Source organism: Pantoea sp. SGAir0183, assembly GCF_043545505.1.
Window position 1 is genome coordinate 4,066,792 of the sequence record NZ_CP028053.1, and the last position, 16,681, is coordinate 4,083,472.

Consider the following 16,681-nt stretch of genomic DNA (forward strand, 5'->3'; position numbering starts at 1 on the left):
AAAATAGCCTGTGACAGTCGTCAGCAGAAGATATTGCCCGGCCACCGCAGCGCGACCACGTTATTTGCGCTGAGGCGCATGGGCGTTGCAGGTAAAGCGCAATCGCGGTCGTTCACCTGAGAGCGACGGTGAACGCTAGCTGGAACAGGGCGTGTTTAAAGCACGCATTGGCAGATCACATGGAGTCAACGGTAATGCATATCGATCTGGACCATTTTACGCCGATTCAGAGTCTGGCAGGTGGCCTGCTGATTGGCGCAGCGGCGGGTCTGTTAGTGCTATTTTGTGGCCGCATCGCCGGTATCAGCGGCATTCTGGGCGGCCTGCTGAAACGTCAGTCGGCTGACAAGCCGTGGCGGTTCGCGTTCATTGCGGGCCTGGTGTTGTCACCGCTGGTGTTTCAGTTATTCAGCGCGCTGCCCGCTATCGACATTGACGCCTCATGGGGACGCCTGGTGCTGGCCGGCTTACTGGTGGGCCTGGGCGCGCGCCTGGGCTCGGGCTGTACCAGCGGTCACGGCGTCTGTGGTTTATCGCGACTGTCGCCGCGCTCACTGGTGGCGACACTGGTCTTTATGTTAACCGCCATGCTGACCGTCGGCATGATGGGTCACGGGTAAACATCAGGAGGCACGATGGTCGTTTTATTTTCTCTGCTTAGTGGACTGTTGTTTGGCACGGGCTTGCTCGTCAGCGGCATGGCGAATCCGGCGAAGGTTTTGGGTTTTCTGGACATTACCCGCGCCTGGGATCCCTCTCTGGCGCTGGTGATGGGCGGCGCGGTTATCGCCGGGCTGGTAACGTTCTGGCTGGCTTCCCGACGCAAGCGGCCCGTCTTTGAGGAAACGTTTTATCTGCCTGACAACCGCACACTGGATAAACGGCTCATCAGCGGCGCGGCCCTGTTTGGCATCGGCTGGGGACTGGCGGGCATCTGCCCCGGCCCGGCGCTGGTCCTGCTCGGCGGCGGCGTGCTCAAAGGCATTGTCTTTGTCCTGGCGATGCTGGCAGGCATGCTGCTTTTTGAGTGGCTCGACAGCCGCACGTTATCGCGTGGTCAGTAATCCCAACTGGCCATCATGAAAACGTTCAGATGGCCACATGGCGAAGCACGGCCTGATGCCGTCCCCGTTTCGTGAGCCCTGTCCGTAATCTGGCCCTGATGCAGAAACGGAGTGGCAACAGCACGGGATCGGTTACCTGAACCACGCTTGTGGCCTGCCGCTGAACCGGATCACCCCGCCAGCGAGGAGCGGTAGCGCAGCCTGGCGGGCAAAACGATCTGCCGCTCCGCCAGGTCCTGCCCCTGAATCATTTGCGTGATGACCGAAAAGCACTCCTGCGCCAGGCGCGGCACATCCTGCTCTACGGTATCGATATGCAGTGACAGCGAGTCATATAAATAGTGATCGTCGAAACTGGCGATATGGATATCACTCTCCAGCAAATGGTGCTGGCTCATGTAGCGCAAAACCCCTTCCAGTAAGCCACAGGCGGCGATAAACACGGCTTTCGGCGGCCTGCCTAACCGCGCACAGAGCGCGGCAAACATCTCATAGCCGCTGCTGGGGTGGTAGTTGCCCTGGATGATCCATTCCGGTCGCGGCGTGACGCCCGCCCGCGCCAGGCCCTGCATAAAGCCAGCCAGCCGATCTTTCGTCGGTGACAGGCGCGGCTGCCCACCCAGAAAATAAACCTCATCAGGATGCGCGCGCGCCAGACGTTCTACCAGCTCGGCAGTTGGCGTTAGTGAATCCGTTATCACCAGCGGCAAACTGCTGTTATTTACGTGGCGGTCAAACAGCACGACCGGCAGTTGCTCGCTCAGCTTCAGGTAGTCGCTGTCGCTCTGCTGACTGGAGGCGACGATCAAACCATCCACCTGACGCGAGACCAGATTGTTGACCACCAGGGTTTCCTGACTGGCATTTTCATCGGTGCAGGAGATCAGCAGTTGCAGACCCGCTTCACGGCACAGGTTTTCCAGCGCGTGAGAAAACACGGCGAAACCATAGTTGGTGATTTCAGGCACCACCAGCCCCAACGTATGGCTGCGATTTTCACGCAGCAGACGCGCGTGGATGCTGGGCTGGTAGTGATGTTGCTGAGCAAGGGCCATGACGCGTTCACGCGTTTCCTGCGCCACGCGCAGTTCTTTACCGCGCCCGTTAAGCACCAGGCTGGCCGTGGCTTTTGACACCCCGGCCAGCGCAGCGATATCACTGATGGTAACGCGCTTTGTTTTTTTCACGACGGTGCTTCGGTTAAGGAAACAAGGGCTTATTCTACCATGCAGGATCGTAACGACCAGTAGCAGGCCGTGACTTCTGCGCTACCGCGCAGGCGTAACTCCGCCGGATGCGTGGGAAAGTAACGGCTACTCATCACGCCTTCTCCGTCATTGATAAAAATCTCTACGCTGGAGTGGTCACACAAAATATGCAGTTTGTGCGCCCGCCCGTTCCAGTGGCGGTAAAGCCATTCGCCGGTTTCCAGACTGCGGCGCGCCAGGCACAATGCATCCGCATGCCAGGTCAGCAGCAGTGAACCGGCGAAATCCAGCGTGATCCCGCCGCCTGATTCCAGCATCAGCTCAAGCCGTTGTGCAGCGAGTAACGGAGCCTGACTGGCGTTGCCGTGATAGCGCTGCGTCTCGCCGCGCAACGCCTGCAGTTCCGCCACCGGTTGCTGGTACAGTTTACCGTCGCGCGCGCTCAGTTCCCGGATACAGGTCATTTGATGAATCCAGCCGAATTTCACGGTAGGCTGATGCATCTCCTCCCCGTCCGGGACGCCCATCCAGCCCACCAGCAGCCGACGGCCATCCTCGGTCAGCGTGGTCTGCGGCGCATAGAATTCAAACCCCGCATCCAGCTCAGTGAACCCCCCGTGCGTATAGCGGGCGTTTTCATAATCCAGCGTGCCGCTGAGACAGGCGCAGGGATGGCTGTTCAGAAAGCGTTTCTCTTCCCGTTCAATGCCCTGAGGACAGCAGATCAAAAACGTCGATTCTCCCAGGGTGAACATGTCCGGGCATTCCCACATATAACCGGCTTCGCCCAGTCCACCCAAACCGCTACCGGCAATTTCGCCGAGGTTTTCCCAGTGGTGCAGATCGCTTCCGCGCAGTAGCAGGACTTTGCCCTTGAGCTGCTTGTCCTGCGCGCCCAGCACCATGTACCAGTGTGCGCCATGACGCCAGACTTTCGGATCACGAACATGGCCGGTGTAGCCCGCCGGCAGGGGAAGCACCGGCCCCAGCTTATCGAATCCCCCGTCAGGGTTCTGCACCGCCAGGCACTGCCAGGCGGTACGGGAGCCGTCGGCAAACTTAACGTTGCCGGTATAACACAGGGTTAAGGTGCCATTATCGTCTACCGCGCTGCCTGAATAGCAGCCGCTCCGGTCGTACTCTTCGTCTGGCAGCAAGGCGACAGGTTCATGCGACCAGTGCAGCAAATCCGCAGAGCGCCAGTGGCCCCAGCATTTATGCTTATGCTCACAGCCCAGGGCGTTCCACTGGTAGAACAGGTGATAGTGCCCGTCGAAATGGATAAACCCATTGGGATCGTTAAGCAGCCCGGTGACCGGTGCCAGGTGCCAGCCCGGATAGTGGCTGTCCTCGCGTGCTTTAGGCTGGCCTTTCATTACCGCCTTCAGCATGGCGGGCAGCAGAGTGTTGTTAGCCATCATTCAGAGTCCGTTTTGTATTTCAGCAGGAAGGCGATCACAAAGGCGACGCTAAAGGCGATAACCATACCAATAATATAATTCAGCAGCGAACTGGCCTGAACGATCGCCATACCGGGTAAGCCCGTCAGGCCCACCGCCGTCATATACACTTTCATCGACACCACCCAGGCACCGCCGATGGCTCCCCCGATCAGGCCGGCGATGAAGGGCTTCATGAAGCGCAGGTTAATACCAAAGATGGCCGCTTCGGTAATGCCCAGCAAGGCAGAAAACGCAGAGGGCAAAGTAATCGCCTTGATTTTGGCATCCTGCGTTTTGAACCACACGGCCAGACATGCGCCGCCCTGTGCCACGTTAGCCATCGCCCATATCGGCAACAGGAAATTGACGCCGATAGACGGGTTACCCAGCAAGCCAGCTTCAATCGCGTGGAAACTGTGATGCACACCAGTAATCACGATAACGGAATACAGCCCGCCAAACAGCAATCCGGCCAGCCAGCCTGCATGGGCAATCAGGGTGCTGAGCACAAAGGAGATACCATCCCCCAACGCGCGCCCGGCCGGGCCAATGATGAGCAGTGCCACAAAGCCAGAGATGATCACCGTCAGGAAGGGCGTCAGGATCAGATCGAGAGCATCCGGGATGATGCGGCGCAGCTGTTTTTCCAGCAGACTCATAAACCACACGGCCAGCAGGACCGGAAAGACCGTGCCCTGGTAGCCAATCATCGCCACTTCGATACCAAAGAAGTTCATGGTATGGAAACCGGCCGCCACGCCCCAGGCATTAGTCAGCGCAGGATGCGTCAGAATACCGCCCAGCGTAGCGCCTAAGAACGGGTTACCACCAAACTCACGGGCCGCCGTAAAGCCAATCAGAATCGGCAGAATGATAAACGCCGCCGAACTGCACATATCCAGCATGATATACAGGGCGTTTTCCGGGTTAACCCAGCCATAGGTTTTGACCATGCCCAGCAGGCCCATCAGCAGGCCGGAGGCAACGATCGCCGGAATAATCGGGACAAAAATATTCGACAGCAACCGGGCGATACGCTGGAAGGGATTGAGCTTACGGGCCGCAATGTCGGCCGCTTCCGATTTACTGGACTCGCTGATGCCCGCTTCCGCCACAAAAGCCGCATAGACTTTGTTGACCACGCCAGTCCCAAAAATGACCTGCAGCTGGCCCGCGTTGCGGAAACAGCCCTTCACACCGTCGATTTTACCAATCGCGGTGGTATCCGCTTTGGCATCCTCGACCAGCACCAGCCGGAGCCGGGTTGCGCAATGGGCTGCGCTGGCAATATTTTCTTTGCCTCCCAGCAGCGGCAGTAATGCGCGGGAGATTTGTACAAAATCCATAAAAAACCTCTGTGTTGTCGTGTAATGTTGTCAACCCGGTTGAAACGGCCCTACAGGGCCGCCCGGTCAGAACCAGGTTTCCATTTGTACGCCGAAGTTCCATTCACCGCCGGCTTCAAAGCCGCTGCTGCCAAACGCATCGCCGCGCGCATAGTTGTCCAGTCGGTGATCCCAGTCCATCCAGGTGGCAAAAAGGCGAATTTCTGGACGTTTCAGGAATTCCCCTACGTTGCTGGCTTTCAACGTAGGCGCAACGGTCAGTTTGTAGAAGTTACCACTCACTGCGCTACGCTGATTGAAGCCCTCCGGACGCAGATCCATATATTGATAGGTGGCTTCGTACTGCATTTCGAAATTCTCCGTCAGCCCCTGAATCAGGCGCATGTTGGCGGTCGCCCACTGATAGCTGTCGCCTTTGGCGTAACGATCTTTACTGCTCTGCGCCAGCACCGCCGGAGCGATATGCCAGCCGCCGCCCAGTGGGGTGATCCCGTAGCTGGCCAGACGCCAGGTATCCGCATCCGGCAGCAATGCGCCGTCGGACCCAATGGCTTTGACCTCTGCACCTAAGCCGTGACCATACAAGAGCGCGGTTTTCGCCGTTCCTTCACGCAGACCATAAAAGCTGTCGTTGTGCAGCCCCACCAGGGCATGCAGACCGGTATTCGCAGCATCGCCTTTCACTTTCAGGCCATTCACGTCCAGCCGATCGTCATTGTCTTTGGCGCGCATACCGCTGAGCATCAGCTGGAACGGGCCGTAATAGTTGTTGGCTGTCAGAATGTAGTTCTGTGCGGTGTTATCGTTGTTTTCGATATCACCAAAGGTGCGCCCGTAGAGCGACAGGTTGCTGTGAGCCTGATCGCTCCACTTCATGTCGTAAATACCGGCACCGGTCCCGGCGAGGAACACGACGTCGGAGTCGATCCAGTGAATATCGAAATTGTCACGGTCAAAGCGTTTCCCCGCCCAGACGGTGGTGTCTTTGAACGCGCCCGTAAAGGTGGGCAGTTGACCGAGTTCCACAAACGCCTGCCGCAGGTTGAGATCGCTACTGGCGGCCGTCCAGTCGTTATAGGTCCGCTGACCGTCGGCCAGCATGGCTTTAAAGCGGGTGGTCGCCCCGTTTTCCAGCGTTTGCTTATGTTCCAGATTCAGTTCGACATAGGTATCCGGTTCGTTGCCTAAGCGCCCGACATGCCCACCGGTTTCCCCTGCCGGCGTCACGGTCGGGCCGCCCTGCGTTTTGGCCGCCGAGCTGTTCATTAATAAGCCAGAACGCGCATAGCCGTGAAATTCAAAGCCCCCGTCATCACTCGCCTTCTGTTCCAGTTTCGCCGTGCGCTGTTCCACCTGGGTGGCAGTGGCCTGGGTTTGCTGTTGTGCGCTGGCAAGCTGCTGGGCCTGTTTTTCTGCTGAAGCGGCCTGTTTTTCTGCGGCGTTTGCGCGACGTTCGGCGGCGTCAGCACGCTGCTCAGCCGCCTGCAGGCGCTTTTCCAGCGCAGCCAGCCGGGCTTCGATACTGCTCATGCTCGGTTCCGCAGCCAGAGCCGGGCCTGCGCAGAGCAACAATCCAACGGTTGCAGCAAGTCTCTTTTTTCTCATCGTTTTGCCATTCCAGAAAGGTTCAAGTCGTGGTGTTGTCATTTTGCTAAACCGGTTTAGGTTTTGGATAATATTGATCGCCGGATTTCCAGGCAAAGCAATTTGCTAAACCGTTTTTATGATTGTGAGTCAGTTCGCAAAACGACACGATGTGGTGGGAAAGGAAGCGGCAAAAAGCGGGGGGCGCGGACAAAGCAATGGGCAGTCTCCTGCCCAGTGTTAAGGGGATAATTGTGCGTCAGACAGGCTGCCGACGTAACGCTGTCAGCGGCCCTGGCCCGCTGAGCGTGAAGACGGAAAGCAGCGTGAAGGCCAGTGCAATACAGCCCAGCACCAGATACGCGCCCTGGAAGCCAATGCTTTCGTACATATTGCCCGCCAGTACCGACATAAAAATCATCGCTAACTGCTTAAAGAAGCAGAAGCACACCAGATAAATCGTGGCGGAGAAGCGCACCTCAAACTGGCTGGTGATGTATTTAAAACAGCCGACGATCAGGAAAGGGATCTCAAACATATGTAATGTTTTCAGGATCACCACCTCTACCGCCGTGGTGGCAAAAGAGGAGCCCATAATGCGCACAGACATGATCATGCCCGCCAGCAACAAGGCATTTTTGCCGCCGATACGGTTAACGATGAGCGGCGCAAAAAACATGATGCAGGCGTTCAGCAATTCGCCCAGCGTGGTGACGTAACCAAAGACGCGCGTGCCCTGCTCACCCGACGTAAAGAACGAGGTAAAGAAGTTGGCGAACTGCTGATCAAATACATCGTACGTACAGGAAACGCCCACAACATATAACGACAAAAACCACAGTTTGGGTTGCTTAAACAGCTCCAGTGCCAGCTTCAGACTGAACGCGGACTGGTTCGCCCCCACGGCCTGCGCCACCGTGGCAGATGAGGAATTGCTGGTGCGTGAAAAGAACAGCAGCAGCGTCAGGATCACGGCACAGCCAGAGCCTAACCAGAAAACAAACTGGTTATTAATGGTGAACATGATGCCGACGATAGAGGCGCACAGTGCCCAGCCAACGCAGCCAAACATACGGGCCCGGCCAAATTCAAAATGGCTGCGGCGACTGACTTTGTCAATATAAGCTTCAATTGCAGGTGCCCCCGCATTGTAGATAAAGCCCAGATAAATACCGCCCACAACCGAACCCGCCAGAATATTCACCTGCAGGAGCGGGCCAAATACATAAATAAAGAAAGGGGCGAACATCACCAGCATGCCGGTGATCACCCATAACAGGTGTTTGCGCAGCCCGAGTTTGTCGGAAAGCAGCCCAAACAGCGGCTGGAACAGTAACGAAAACAACGAAATACTGGCGAAGATAATGCCGGTGTCCCCTTTGCTGATGTGATTAATATCATGCAGCCAGATGGGGAAGAACGGGAAATAGGCACCCATGATGAAAAAGTAAAAGAAGAAGAAAAGGCCAAACAACCAAAAGTTAGTATTTTTTAAATAGTACATAGCGGACTTCCTTATGCGAGAGTCAGGCAGGCCGGAGCCTGCCCGCTAAGTTACTTTTGTTGCCCCCAGGTAAACTGGTAGCCATAACGTCCGGCACTAAGCAGGAATTCAGGGGACACCGACGGACTCCAGGAGTCATCGCCGCCGACGCCCATATGGAAGCCATCAATGTTGAGCCAGGTGCCTGCTTCAGGCTGCAAAAGGTGGCGATGGCGGGTATCCATCAGCTGTTTCTGGCTGTAGCGGCTGATGTTGAACTGAAAATCACCGCGCCACTGATGGACACCGTACCGCAGTTCACGCGTGCCACAGCGCAGGCCGTTCTCGGTGGGGAAGACATACGGCGTGTACATGTCGTCCAGCGATAAATCCCAGCGATCAAAACAGGCCGCGGTCAGGCGATCCGGGTAGTTTTCATGGGGACCCAGACCTAACCAGTTCACCCGATCAGCCACCTCCGCTAGCTGGCAACACATCCCGATGCGGGCCGGATACGGCGTATCGCGGGCGACCTCGACATTGACCGTCACCTGCATCTCACCAAAGCCATCGATACGGTATGTTTTGCGGCTGACAAACAGGGTCTTGCCCTGGAACTGCCAGGCATGCGCGGTGGTAATCAGTACGGCATCGGTGAGCGTTTCCGCGCTACACTGCAGGGTGATAACGTCCGCCTGGTAATGCCCCGCCGCTTTCCAGCGCTCAACCCAGGCGTTGGGATCGATACGGGTGGCCTCGCTGACACCGATATCGTTATCCAGTGGCGCGCGGGTGAACTGGTCCGTCAGCGGCGACAGTAACTGTGCTTTTTCATCAATCCAGTACTGCGTCAGGACGCCCTGCTCCCGACTGAACGCCCAGCGCTGGTTATTCACCACCACGCTAAAGCGGTCTTCGCTGCGCTCAAGCACGGGGGCGCTGGCGGCCACAGACGCAGGCGCGATATCAAGAATCGTCTCCAGCGGCCACTGCTGCCAGGCACTGATGTGTCCGGCTTCGGACCAGGCGGTAGGTTGCGGCTGCTCTACGCGCACCGTTAACCACAGTTGCCCTGCGGATTCTGGCAGTGGCATGGCGGGCAGGGTGATGCGCTGACGGCCCTGCGGTGCGATGTCGAGCGTGACCTCACCTGTCGCCAGCAGATTCCCGTCCTGGGCCACGGACCAGTGCAGAATTTCATTGTCACTATGGCGGAACAGGTATTCGCTGGTGACCTCCAGCGTGCGCTCACTGCCGGGCAGCAGGCTGAACTGGAAGAACTGCTGTGCGTGGCGCGCTTCATACAGCGACGGATGCGGCGTCCGGTCGGCAAAAACCAGCCCGTTCATGCAGAACTGACGGTCGTTGGGCGTATCGCCAAAGTCACCGCCATAAGCGGACCAGGCTTCGCCGTTCTCATCGTACCGAATTAAAGACTGATCGACCCAGTCCCAGACAAAACCGCCCTGCAGGCGGGGATACTGACGGAAGGCCTGCCAGTACTTCGCATAGCCGCCCAGGCTGTTGCCCATCGCATGGGCGTATTCACACAGAATCAGCGGCCGCTGCTCGCCCGGCATCGACAGCCATTTCTTAATCGACCATTTTGGCACCGCCGGGAACGGCTGGTCCTGATCGACGCGCGCATACATCGGGCAAATGATGTCAGTGGCCGCCGTGTTGGCGCCGCCGCCTTCATACTGCACCGGACGGGACGGATCTTCGCTTTTCAGCCAGCGGTAGAGCGCATCATGGTTGGCACCATGGCCTGATTCATTGCCCAGAGACCAGATAATAATGCAGGGGTGATTGCGGTCACGCTGCACCATGCGCGTAACGCGCTGGCTCATCGCGGGCAGCCAGGCCGGATCGTCACTCAGGCGATTCATTGGCACCATGCCGTGGGTTTCGATATTGGCTTCATCCACCACATACAGCCCGTAATAATCACACAGGCTGTACCACAGAGGATGATTGGGATAATGGGAGCAGCGCACGGCGTTAAAGTTATTCTGCTTCATCAGCAGAATGTCCTGCACCATCGTGTCGCGATCCATCACCTGGCCGTGGACAGGATGGTGCTCATGACGGTTGGTGCCGCGGATAAGCAGTGGCTGGCCATTGAGTAACAACAGGCCGTTCTCAATACTGACGTGACGGAATCCCACATCGCAGGCTTCCGCTTCAATCAGCGTGCCGTCCACCCGGTGCAACTGCACCACCGCCCGATAGAGATGCGGCGTTTCCGCGCTCCAGAGCGCAGGATTGTTCACGCGGAGGGACAGCGTTGTCCGATCGTTCCAGGCGCCGCGCTCGTCAACGATCGCACTGCCCAGTGGCGATGTCGCGTCCCCCACCAATTCAGTGCCTGCAAAGAGCTGTATGCTCACCTGTAAGTCGTCATCCAGCGTGCCGGCGACGCGCACCTCGGCGTCCAGCCGGGCACGGCTGAAATCGTCATTGAAATGTGTGCGGATACGCAGATCGCGGATATGGGTGGCCGGTTTGTGCAGCAGGGTGACATCGCGGAAAATGCCGCTCATGCGCCACATGTCCTGATCTTCCAGGTAGCTGCCATCGCTCCAGCGTAACACCATGACGGCAAGACGGTTTTCACCCCTGACCAGGTACTCCGTCAGATCATATTCCGAGGGCAGACGACTGTCCTGACCATAGCCAACCCAGCGGCCGTTGCACCACACATTAAACGCTGAATTCACACCGTCGAATACCACTCGGGTTTGTCCTGACACCAGCCACTCGGCATCCACATTAAATGTGAGCGAATAACATCCTGTGGGGTTTTCAGCGGGAACGAAGGGGGGATTTACCGGGATGGGATAGGTGACATTGGTATAGATGGGAACATCATAACCCTGCATCTGCCATACCGACGGCACGGCTATCGGCGCGGCTTCGGCCAGATCCTGCGTCCGCCAGCTCTCCGGTACGGCCTCGGGCGCGGTGAAATAAGCAAATTGCCACTCGCCATTCAGACACTGGACGTGCGCTGACTGATGCTTCTCACGCGCTGCTTCTGCACTGCGCCAGCTGCAAAAAGGGGGATGGGCTTCCAGCCGGTTACGTTCGCTGATGCCAGGGTTTTCCCAGTCGCGCCGGGCCAGTACGGCAGCCAGTGAATCTCTCTCCAGGGCCATGTTACTCTCCTGCGTAAAATTGTTATCCGCTCACATAAAAATGACATTACGAGCCAGGTCAGCGCTTGTAAAGCAGGGAAAGGCGAATGAGTGAACTGCCTCACAGCAAAGCGCATTCGGGCATAACGTAGCGTCGGGGGCCTGGCGAAGCAGGACAAAGCGGGCGCGGTCAGGCAACGTCGAAGCCGTCACAGGTCAGTGAAATCAGCCGGGAAACTGATAAGGCCAGCGCAACGCGGTGAAATGATACGGCAGGAGAAGGGGGGCAGGTTCGGGTGCGTAATCCGTCGTGGTCGCCAGGGTGACGGAACGCGCGCATCTGGGCGTTCCGCCAACGGTCACCTGCCCCGTATGGGTTCTGCTGCCCGCCGGGCGGGCCTGCGCGCGGCGACAGTGGGCATTAGCCCGCAATCTGATGACGATAGGGCAGCGCCGTCATCGCGCCTTTGGCGGTCGTCGCCAGTGCGCCACATTGCTGAGCGCTGGTTAAGCATGCCGCCAGCTCCGTTTCATTGGTGGGCAGGCCTTTTTCTGCCAGTCCCCACAATAACCCCGCGACAAAAGCGTCACCGGCACCGGTGGTGTCCACGCTCACCACGGGCAACGTGGGATAGTGATAATGCTGACCCTGGTGCCAGACTTTTACGCCGGCTTTGCCCTGGGTGACCATCAGCAGACTGATCGCATAGCGTTCTGCCAGCATCTGCAGGCTGTCACCGCCCTGCGTCTCTTCGGTCAGAAAGGCCAGCTCTTCCTCCGACAGCTTGACCACATCTGCCCGTTGCAGCGCGCGGTTCACACAGTCACGTAACTGCGCGTCATCGCGCCACAGGTCGTGACGAATGTTGGGATCAAAGCTGACATATCCCCCGGCTTCGCTTATCCGCTGCATCGCCGTAAAGGTCGTGGAACGGGACGGTTCGGCGGCCAGCGCAATGGAACAGCAGTGAAGCCACTCGCCCGGCTGAAACGGCGGCAGATCGCCTTGTTCAAGAAACAGGTCTGCGCTGGGCCGGACCATGAAGGTAAAAGAGCGTTCGCCCTCATGGTCGAGCGCGACCACGACCGTTGACGTGCGATGCGCGCTGTCCAGCGTCATATACGCCGTCTCAACCTGCTCACTGGCCAGCGTTTGCTGCATAAAATGGCCAAAGGGATCGTCCCCGACCCGGCCGATAAATCCGCTCTTGCCCTGCAAGCGGGCAATGCCGACGGCCACATTGGCGGGCGCGCCGCCTGCACACTGAATTAAATGCCCCGGTCCGTCCGGAAGCAGGTCCACCACGGCGTCACCCAGACACCAGACTCGCGCTGTCATCGTTATCTCCTGCTCAGCTATAGCTAAATTTTACTAAACCGTTTTAGCATAGCAATGCTCAGCCGTCATCAATGTGATTTAGGCAGAGAAAACAGACACAGGGCTGACGGTCAATTGCCTTAAGCATTGTAGTAAAGCGATACAAAGTCACCGCCACCAGGGTTAAACCGGCGTGCTGGCAACTGCTACACTCGTGACACTCCAAACACAAAAAGGCGAACCTCATCATGTCTGAACAACACTATCAGCCCGCTAAAGTCTGGAAGTGGGACCCGGAAGCCAAAGGTAACGGCGCCAAAACAAATCGCCCAACCGCAGGCCCAACGCATGAAAAAGCCCTGCCGGTCGGTAAACATCCTTTGCAGCTTTACTCCCTTGGTACGCCAAACGGCCAGAAAGTCACCATTCTGCTGGAGGAGCTGCTGGCGCTGAACGTAAATGATGCGGAGTACGATGCCTGGCTGATTAACATTGGCGAAGGCGACCAGTTCACCAGCGGCTTTGTTGATATCAACCCGAATTCCAAAATCCCGGCCCTGAGTGACCACTCTGCCACGCCGCCGATTCGGGTGTTTGAATCCGGTAATATCCTGCTCTATCTGGCAGAGAAATACGGTTATTTTCTGCCAAAAGACATTGCGAAGCGCACCGAGACGCTGAACTGGCTGTTCTGGCTGCAAGGCTCTGCCCCTTATCTGGGCGGCGGTTTTGGTCACTTCTATCACTACGCGCCAGAGAAAATTGAGTACGCCATTAACCGCTTCTCACTGGAAGCCAAACGTCAGTTTGACGTTCTGGATCGTCAGCTGGCCAATAACCGCTATCTGGCCGGTGATGACTACACCATTGCTGATATCGCCACCTGGCCGTGGTACGGCAGCATGGTGCTGTACAACCAGTACAACGCGGCCGAATTCCTGGATCTTCAGTCCTATAAAAATGTGGTGCGCTGGGCCAAAGAGATCGCCCTACGTCCGGCTGTGATGCGTGGTCGCAAAGTTAACCGCGTGATGGGCGATCCCGCCGACCAGCTGCGTGAACGCCATGATGCATCGGACTTTGATACCCAAACCCAAGACAAGCAGGCCTGAGGAGAAAGACAGTGAGTGCATATGTCGTATTTATTCGTGATAACACCCTGAATCAGGATGAAATGGCTGCCTACGCGGAAAAAGCGGGCAAAGCACGGGGTGACCATCCCATCAAACCGCTGGCGTTCTATGGCGAACTGGAAACGCTGGAAGGGCCTGAAGCCGAAGGCGTTGTGATTATTGAGTTCCCGACGACTGAGGCGGCGCATGCCTGGTATGACAGTCCGGAATATCAGGCGGCGAAACAGCATCGCCTGAAAGGCGCCAACTACCGTGTACTGTTAGTGAAAGGCGTGGACAGCTAACGGCCAGGGGCCGCTGTCGTCCTGCGGATCACGACGTCATCCTGACGGACCCGCAGGCCGGCGGCTGCCCACTTAGCCAGCCAACGTAACCCCTGCCCTTGTGAACCTCATCCCGGGATGGTTCCCCTGTCTTTGATCAGCTAAAACGAAACAGCGAAATCGCCTGCTGCAACGCACCTGCCTGCTGCCGTTGCTGCTGCGCAACCTGAAGCGTTTCGGTCACATGTTTGACGTTATGCTGCACGCTGTGATCGATACTGCTAATACTTTGCTGAATCTGCGCAATGCTCTGATTCTGCTGGACGCTCATCTCAGAGAGTTCACTCACCAGCTGTGACAGGCTGTCGATACTCACGTGAATGGCCTGCATGGTTTGCGCGGCCTGGTCAACCTGAACGGTGCCCTGACCGGCGCTGGAGCTGGAGGCATCCATCAGTTGCCGGATTTCCCGTGCCGCATTCTCACAGCGTAACGCCAGGGTACGCACCTCACTGGCAACGACTGCGAATCCGCGTCCTTCCTGACCGGCTCGTGCGGCTTCCACCGAGGCGTTCAGCGACAGGATGTTGGTCTGGAAGGCAATGCCGTCAATCAGTTCCAGAATGGTTTTTACCCGCCCCGACTCGACATTAATCTGGGCCATTGAGTGCATGGCCTGCTGAATATTCTCCTGGCCTTTACTGGCGACCTGGCGGGTTTCCCGGGCCAGATCGCAGGCCGTTTGCGCTTTGTCCCGCGCAAGACTCGCCGCCACGCTGATTTGTGACATTGCACTGGTCGCAACATCCAGCGCCTGCGCCTGCTCGTCAGTGCGCTGTGACAGCGCGGCATTACGAGACAGCATGCTGTCTGATTCCTGCAGCAGTTCCGCAACGCCGTGGCTGACCTGATTTAACGTACCGCGCATCGTCCCCAGCGTCTGACTAAAGGTGCGGGCAAAGGGCGTTTCGCTCTGCTGACTGTCCGCAAACAGCGTCAGGCAACCAGGCTCGCGGTTAATGCGGGCAGCCAGTTGCGCCACTTCGCTGGAGGCGCGCAAATCCGCAGCCATCTGCCGGGCAATAAGCACCAGCATCGCGGTTTGCGCCACCACAAACAGTGAATGAAACAGCACCATCTCCAGACCAGGATGGTGAAAGACCACGATGCCAAACCGATCGTGCTCCTGCAGATAGTTGAATACCAGGTGATGCACCGCGCCCGTCGCGGCTGCCATCAGAAGCGGTCGGCTGTCGCGGTAAACCAGCAAGACCGACAGTAAAACAAACACCGAAAAGTGAAATTCGGTTTCGCCCCGGCCCAACTGAATCAGCAGCCCCGCAAACCCAATCAGCGTGAAGGCCAGCCAGAGTCGGGAAAACAGCGTTCCGTTTGCCAGCCATCCCACCAGCGTGGCGACCAGCGCCAGCGCGGTACCCACGGTTATGGCCAGCCACGTTGACTGATACAGACTGCCGACGATAGCGGAAATCATTACCAGGGCCCAGCACAGCATAACAATCAGCCTGTCGGCCTGCTTCGCAATACGCTGAGGGGAAACCCCCTCCCCGACGCGGGTTAAATCTGTATTCATAGGTACGCATCCACCAGAGGTTGCACCGCGCCTCAGACCTGAGGCGTGCCCAGAGTTGGTCGGCGCAACGGGCGCAGACACATAAGATTGGTATCGACGCGTACCGTAAATACTTTATGGCGGGTAATGCATAACTGAGGGCGATTTTTCAAAACCTCACAGATTCGTTAACGATGCATCCATCTGCAAATTTTCCTGCAGAAAAGTCACAAACGCCGAGATGCGTGCTGGCGGCTGCCGCTGCGCCTGCCAGACGGCAAAAATATCGCCATCGGGCGCATGCCAGGCAGGCAGAACATGCAGCAATTCCCCCGCCGCAATGCTGTGTTTTGCGTCCCACCATGAGCGCAGCAAAATACCATGCCCATCCAGCGCCATGCGCATCGCCACTTCCCCGTCGTTGGTCACCAGATTACCGCGCACCTTCTGGCTCAGGCTCTCAGCGCCGCTGACTAAGCGCCACAGAGCGAAGTCGCTGTCATGTTGCCTGAGTAAAATGCAGTTATGCTGCGCCAGCGCACGGATACTGTCTGGCAGGCCGTGCTTCGCCGCATAGCCTGGCGAGCAGCACAGCACGCGCGGATTCTGGACCAGCTTACGGGCGATCAGCCGCGAATCCGGCGGCTCGCCTACGCGAATATCAATATCCACATGCGCATCAAGAAAATTCAGCGGCTGGCTGCTGAGCTGCAGGGAGAGGGCCAGATGAGGGTGGAGGTCGGCAAAAGCTGACACGCAGGGTGCAATATGGCGACGGCCAAAGCCGAAGGAGGCGTTGATGTTCAGCGTGCCGCGTAACTGCGTCGTTTCACCACTGACCGCCTCTTCCAGTGCCGCCAGTTGCTCCAGCAGCGGACGTGCACCGTCCAGATAGCGCCGCCCTTCCGGCGTCAGCTCCAGCCTGCGCGTGGTGCGGCGCAGTAACTGTACGCCCAGCCGCTGCTCCAGCTGGCTTAATCGTTTGCTGACGGCCGCCAGCGATAATCCCAGCTCGCGCGCCGCCGCCGTTAAGCTGTCCAGAGAAGCGACGCGCAGAAAGAACACTAAGTCATCACTGGATGTGCGTGATTCTCTACTTTGATTCAACATGGGATTAACTTCCAGGCTAA

Annotated in this window: 13 protein-coding genes; 4 read left to right on the top strand and 9 right to left on the bottom strand. The window is 57.7% G+C overall.

Going from position 1 to position 16,681, the window contains the following annotated elements; all coding sequences use genetic code 11:
• The first annotated feature begins 194 nt into the window (after positions 1–194).
• Positions 195–620 carry a YeeE/YedE family protein gene (locus tag C1N59_RS18985; protein ID WP_033739072.1) on the top strand — a complete coding sequence of 142 codons (426 nt, stop codon included), beginning with the start codon at positions 195–197 and terminating at the stop codon, positions 618–620.
• Positions 621–635: 15 nt separating this feature from the next.
• Positions 636–1,064 carry a DUF6691 family protein gene (locus C1N59_RS18990; RefSeq protein WP_394550081.1) on the top strand — a complete coding sequence of 143 codons (429 nt, stop codon included), beginning with the start codon at positions 636–638 and terminating at the stop codon, positions 1,062–1,064.
• Positions 1,065–1,234: 170 nt separating this feature from the next.
• Here the strand turns inward: C1N59_RS18990 and C1N59_RS18995 are convergent, their stop codons facing one another.
• The 7 genes from C1N59_RS18995 to C1N59_RS19025 all read right to left on the bottom strand — a co-directional run bounded on the left by C1N59_RS18995 (position 1,235) and on the right by C1N59_RS19025 (position 12,603).
• Positions 1,235–2,251 carry a substrate-binding domain-containing protein gene (locus tag C1N59_RS18995; protein ID WP_394550082.1) on the bottom strand — a complete coding sequence of 339 codons (1,017 nt, stop codon included), beginning with the start codon at positions 2,249–2,251 and terminating at the stop codon, positions 1,235–1,237.
• Between the two features lie 29 nt (positions 2,252–2,280).
• Positions 2,281–3,690, bottom strand: a complete 1,410-nt coding sequence (locus C1N59_RS19000) for a sucrose-6-phosphate hydrolase (protein WP_185200091.1) — start codon at positions 3,688–3,690, stop codon at positions 2,281–2,283.
• The gene (locus C1N59_RS19005; protein WP_058707840.1) at positions 3,690–5,060 is read right to left on the bottom strand and encodes a sucrose-specific PTS transporter subunit IIBC; all 1,371 of its coding nucleotides are present in this window, start codon (positions 5,058–5,060) and stop codon (positions 3,690–3,692) included. The genes C1N59_RS19000 and C1N59_RS19005 overlap by 1 nt, the downstream gene beginning before the upstream one ends.
• A 66-nt stretch (positions 5,061–5,126) precedes the next feature.
• Entirely contained in the window at positions 5,127–6,665 is a 1,539-nt protein-coding gene (locus C1N59_RS19010; RefSeq protein WP_394550083.1) for a carbohydrate porin, read from the bottom strand.
• 238 nt (positions 6,666–6,903) lie between these two features.
• On the bottom strand, positions 6,904–8,148 hold the full coding sequence (locus C1N59_RS19015) for an MFS transporter (RefSeq protein WP_394550084.1): 1,245 nt from the start codon (positions 8,146–8,148) through the stop codon (positions 6,904–6,906).
• A 50-nt stretch (positions 8,149–8,198) separates the two neighbouring features.
• Positions 8,199–11,285: a beta-galactosidase gene (locus C1N59_RS19020; protein WP_394550085.1), complete on the bottom strand. Its 3,087-nt coding sequence runs from the start codon at positions 11,283–11,285 to the stop codon at positions 8,199–8,201.
• A 400-nt stretch (positions 11,286–11,685) separates the two neighbouring features.
• Positions 11,686–12,603, bottom strand: coding sequence for an aminoimidazole riboside kinase (locus tag C1N59_RS19025; RefSeq protein WP_033739058.1), 918 nt, complete (start codon positions 12,601–12,603; stop codon positions 11,686–11,688).
• 227 nt (positions 12,604–12,830) lie between these two features.
• On the opposite strand from C1N59_RS19025, the gene yghU reads away from it, so the two are divergent.
• Together yghU and C1N59_RS19035 are read left to right on the top strand one after the other, a co-directional pair.
• A complete protein-coding gene (gene yghU / locus C1N59_RS19030) occupies positions 12,831–13,694 on the top strand; it encodes a glutathione-dependent disulfide-bond oxidoreductase (RefSeq protein WP_394550086.1) in 864 nt (287 codons plus the stop codon).
• An 11-nt stretch (positions 13,695–13,705) separates the two neighbouring features.
• Complete coding sequence (locus C1N59_RS19035) at positions 13,706–13,999, top strand: DUF1330 domain-containing protein (RefSeq protein ID WP_006121667.1); 294 nt, start codon at positions 13,706–13,708, stop codon at positions 13,997–13,999.
• A 136-nt stretch (positions 14,000–14,135) separates the two neighbouring features.
• Here the strand turns inward: C1N59_RS19035 and C1N59_RS19040 are convergent, their stop codons facing one another.
• Together C1N59_RS19040 and C1N59_RS19045 are read right to left on the bottom strand one after the other, a co-directional pair.
• Positions 14,136–15,572 (bottom strand): methyl-accepting chemotaxis protein, encoded by a 1,437-nt coding sequence (locus tag C1N59_RS19040; RefSeq protein ID WP_058707838.1) that lies wholly within the window; start codon positions 15,570–15,572, stop codon positions 14,136–14,138.
• Positions 15,573–15,728: 156 nt separating this feature from the next.
• Positions 15,729–16,661: a LysR family transcriptional regulator gene (locus tag C1N59_RS19045; protein ID WP_058707837.1), complete on the bottom strand. Its 933-nt coding sequence runs from the start codon at positions 16,659–16,661 to the stop codon at positions 15,729–15,731.
• Positions 16,662–16,681 lie beyond the last annotated feature (20 nt).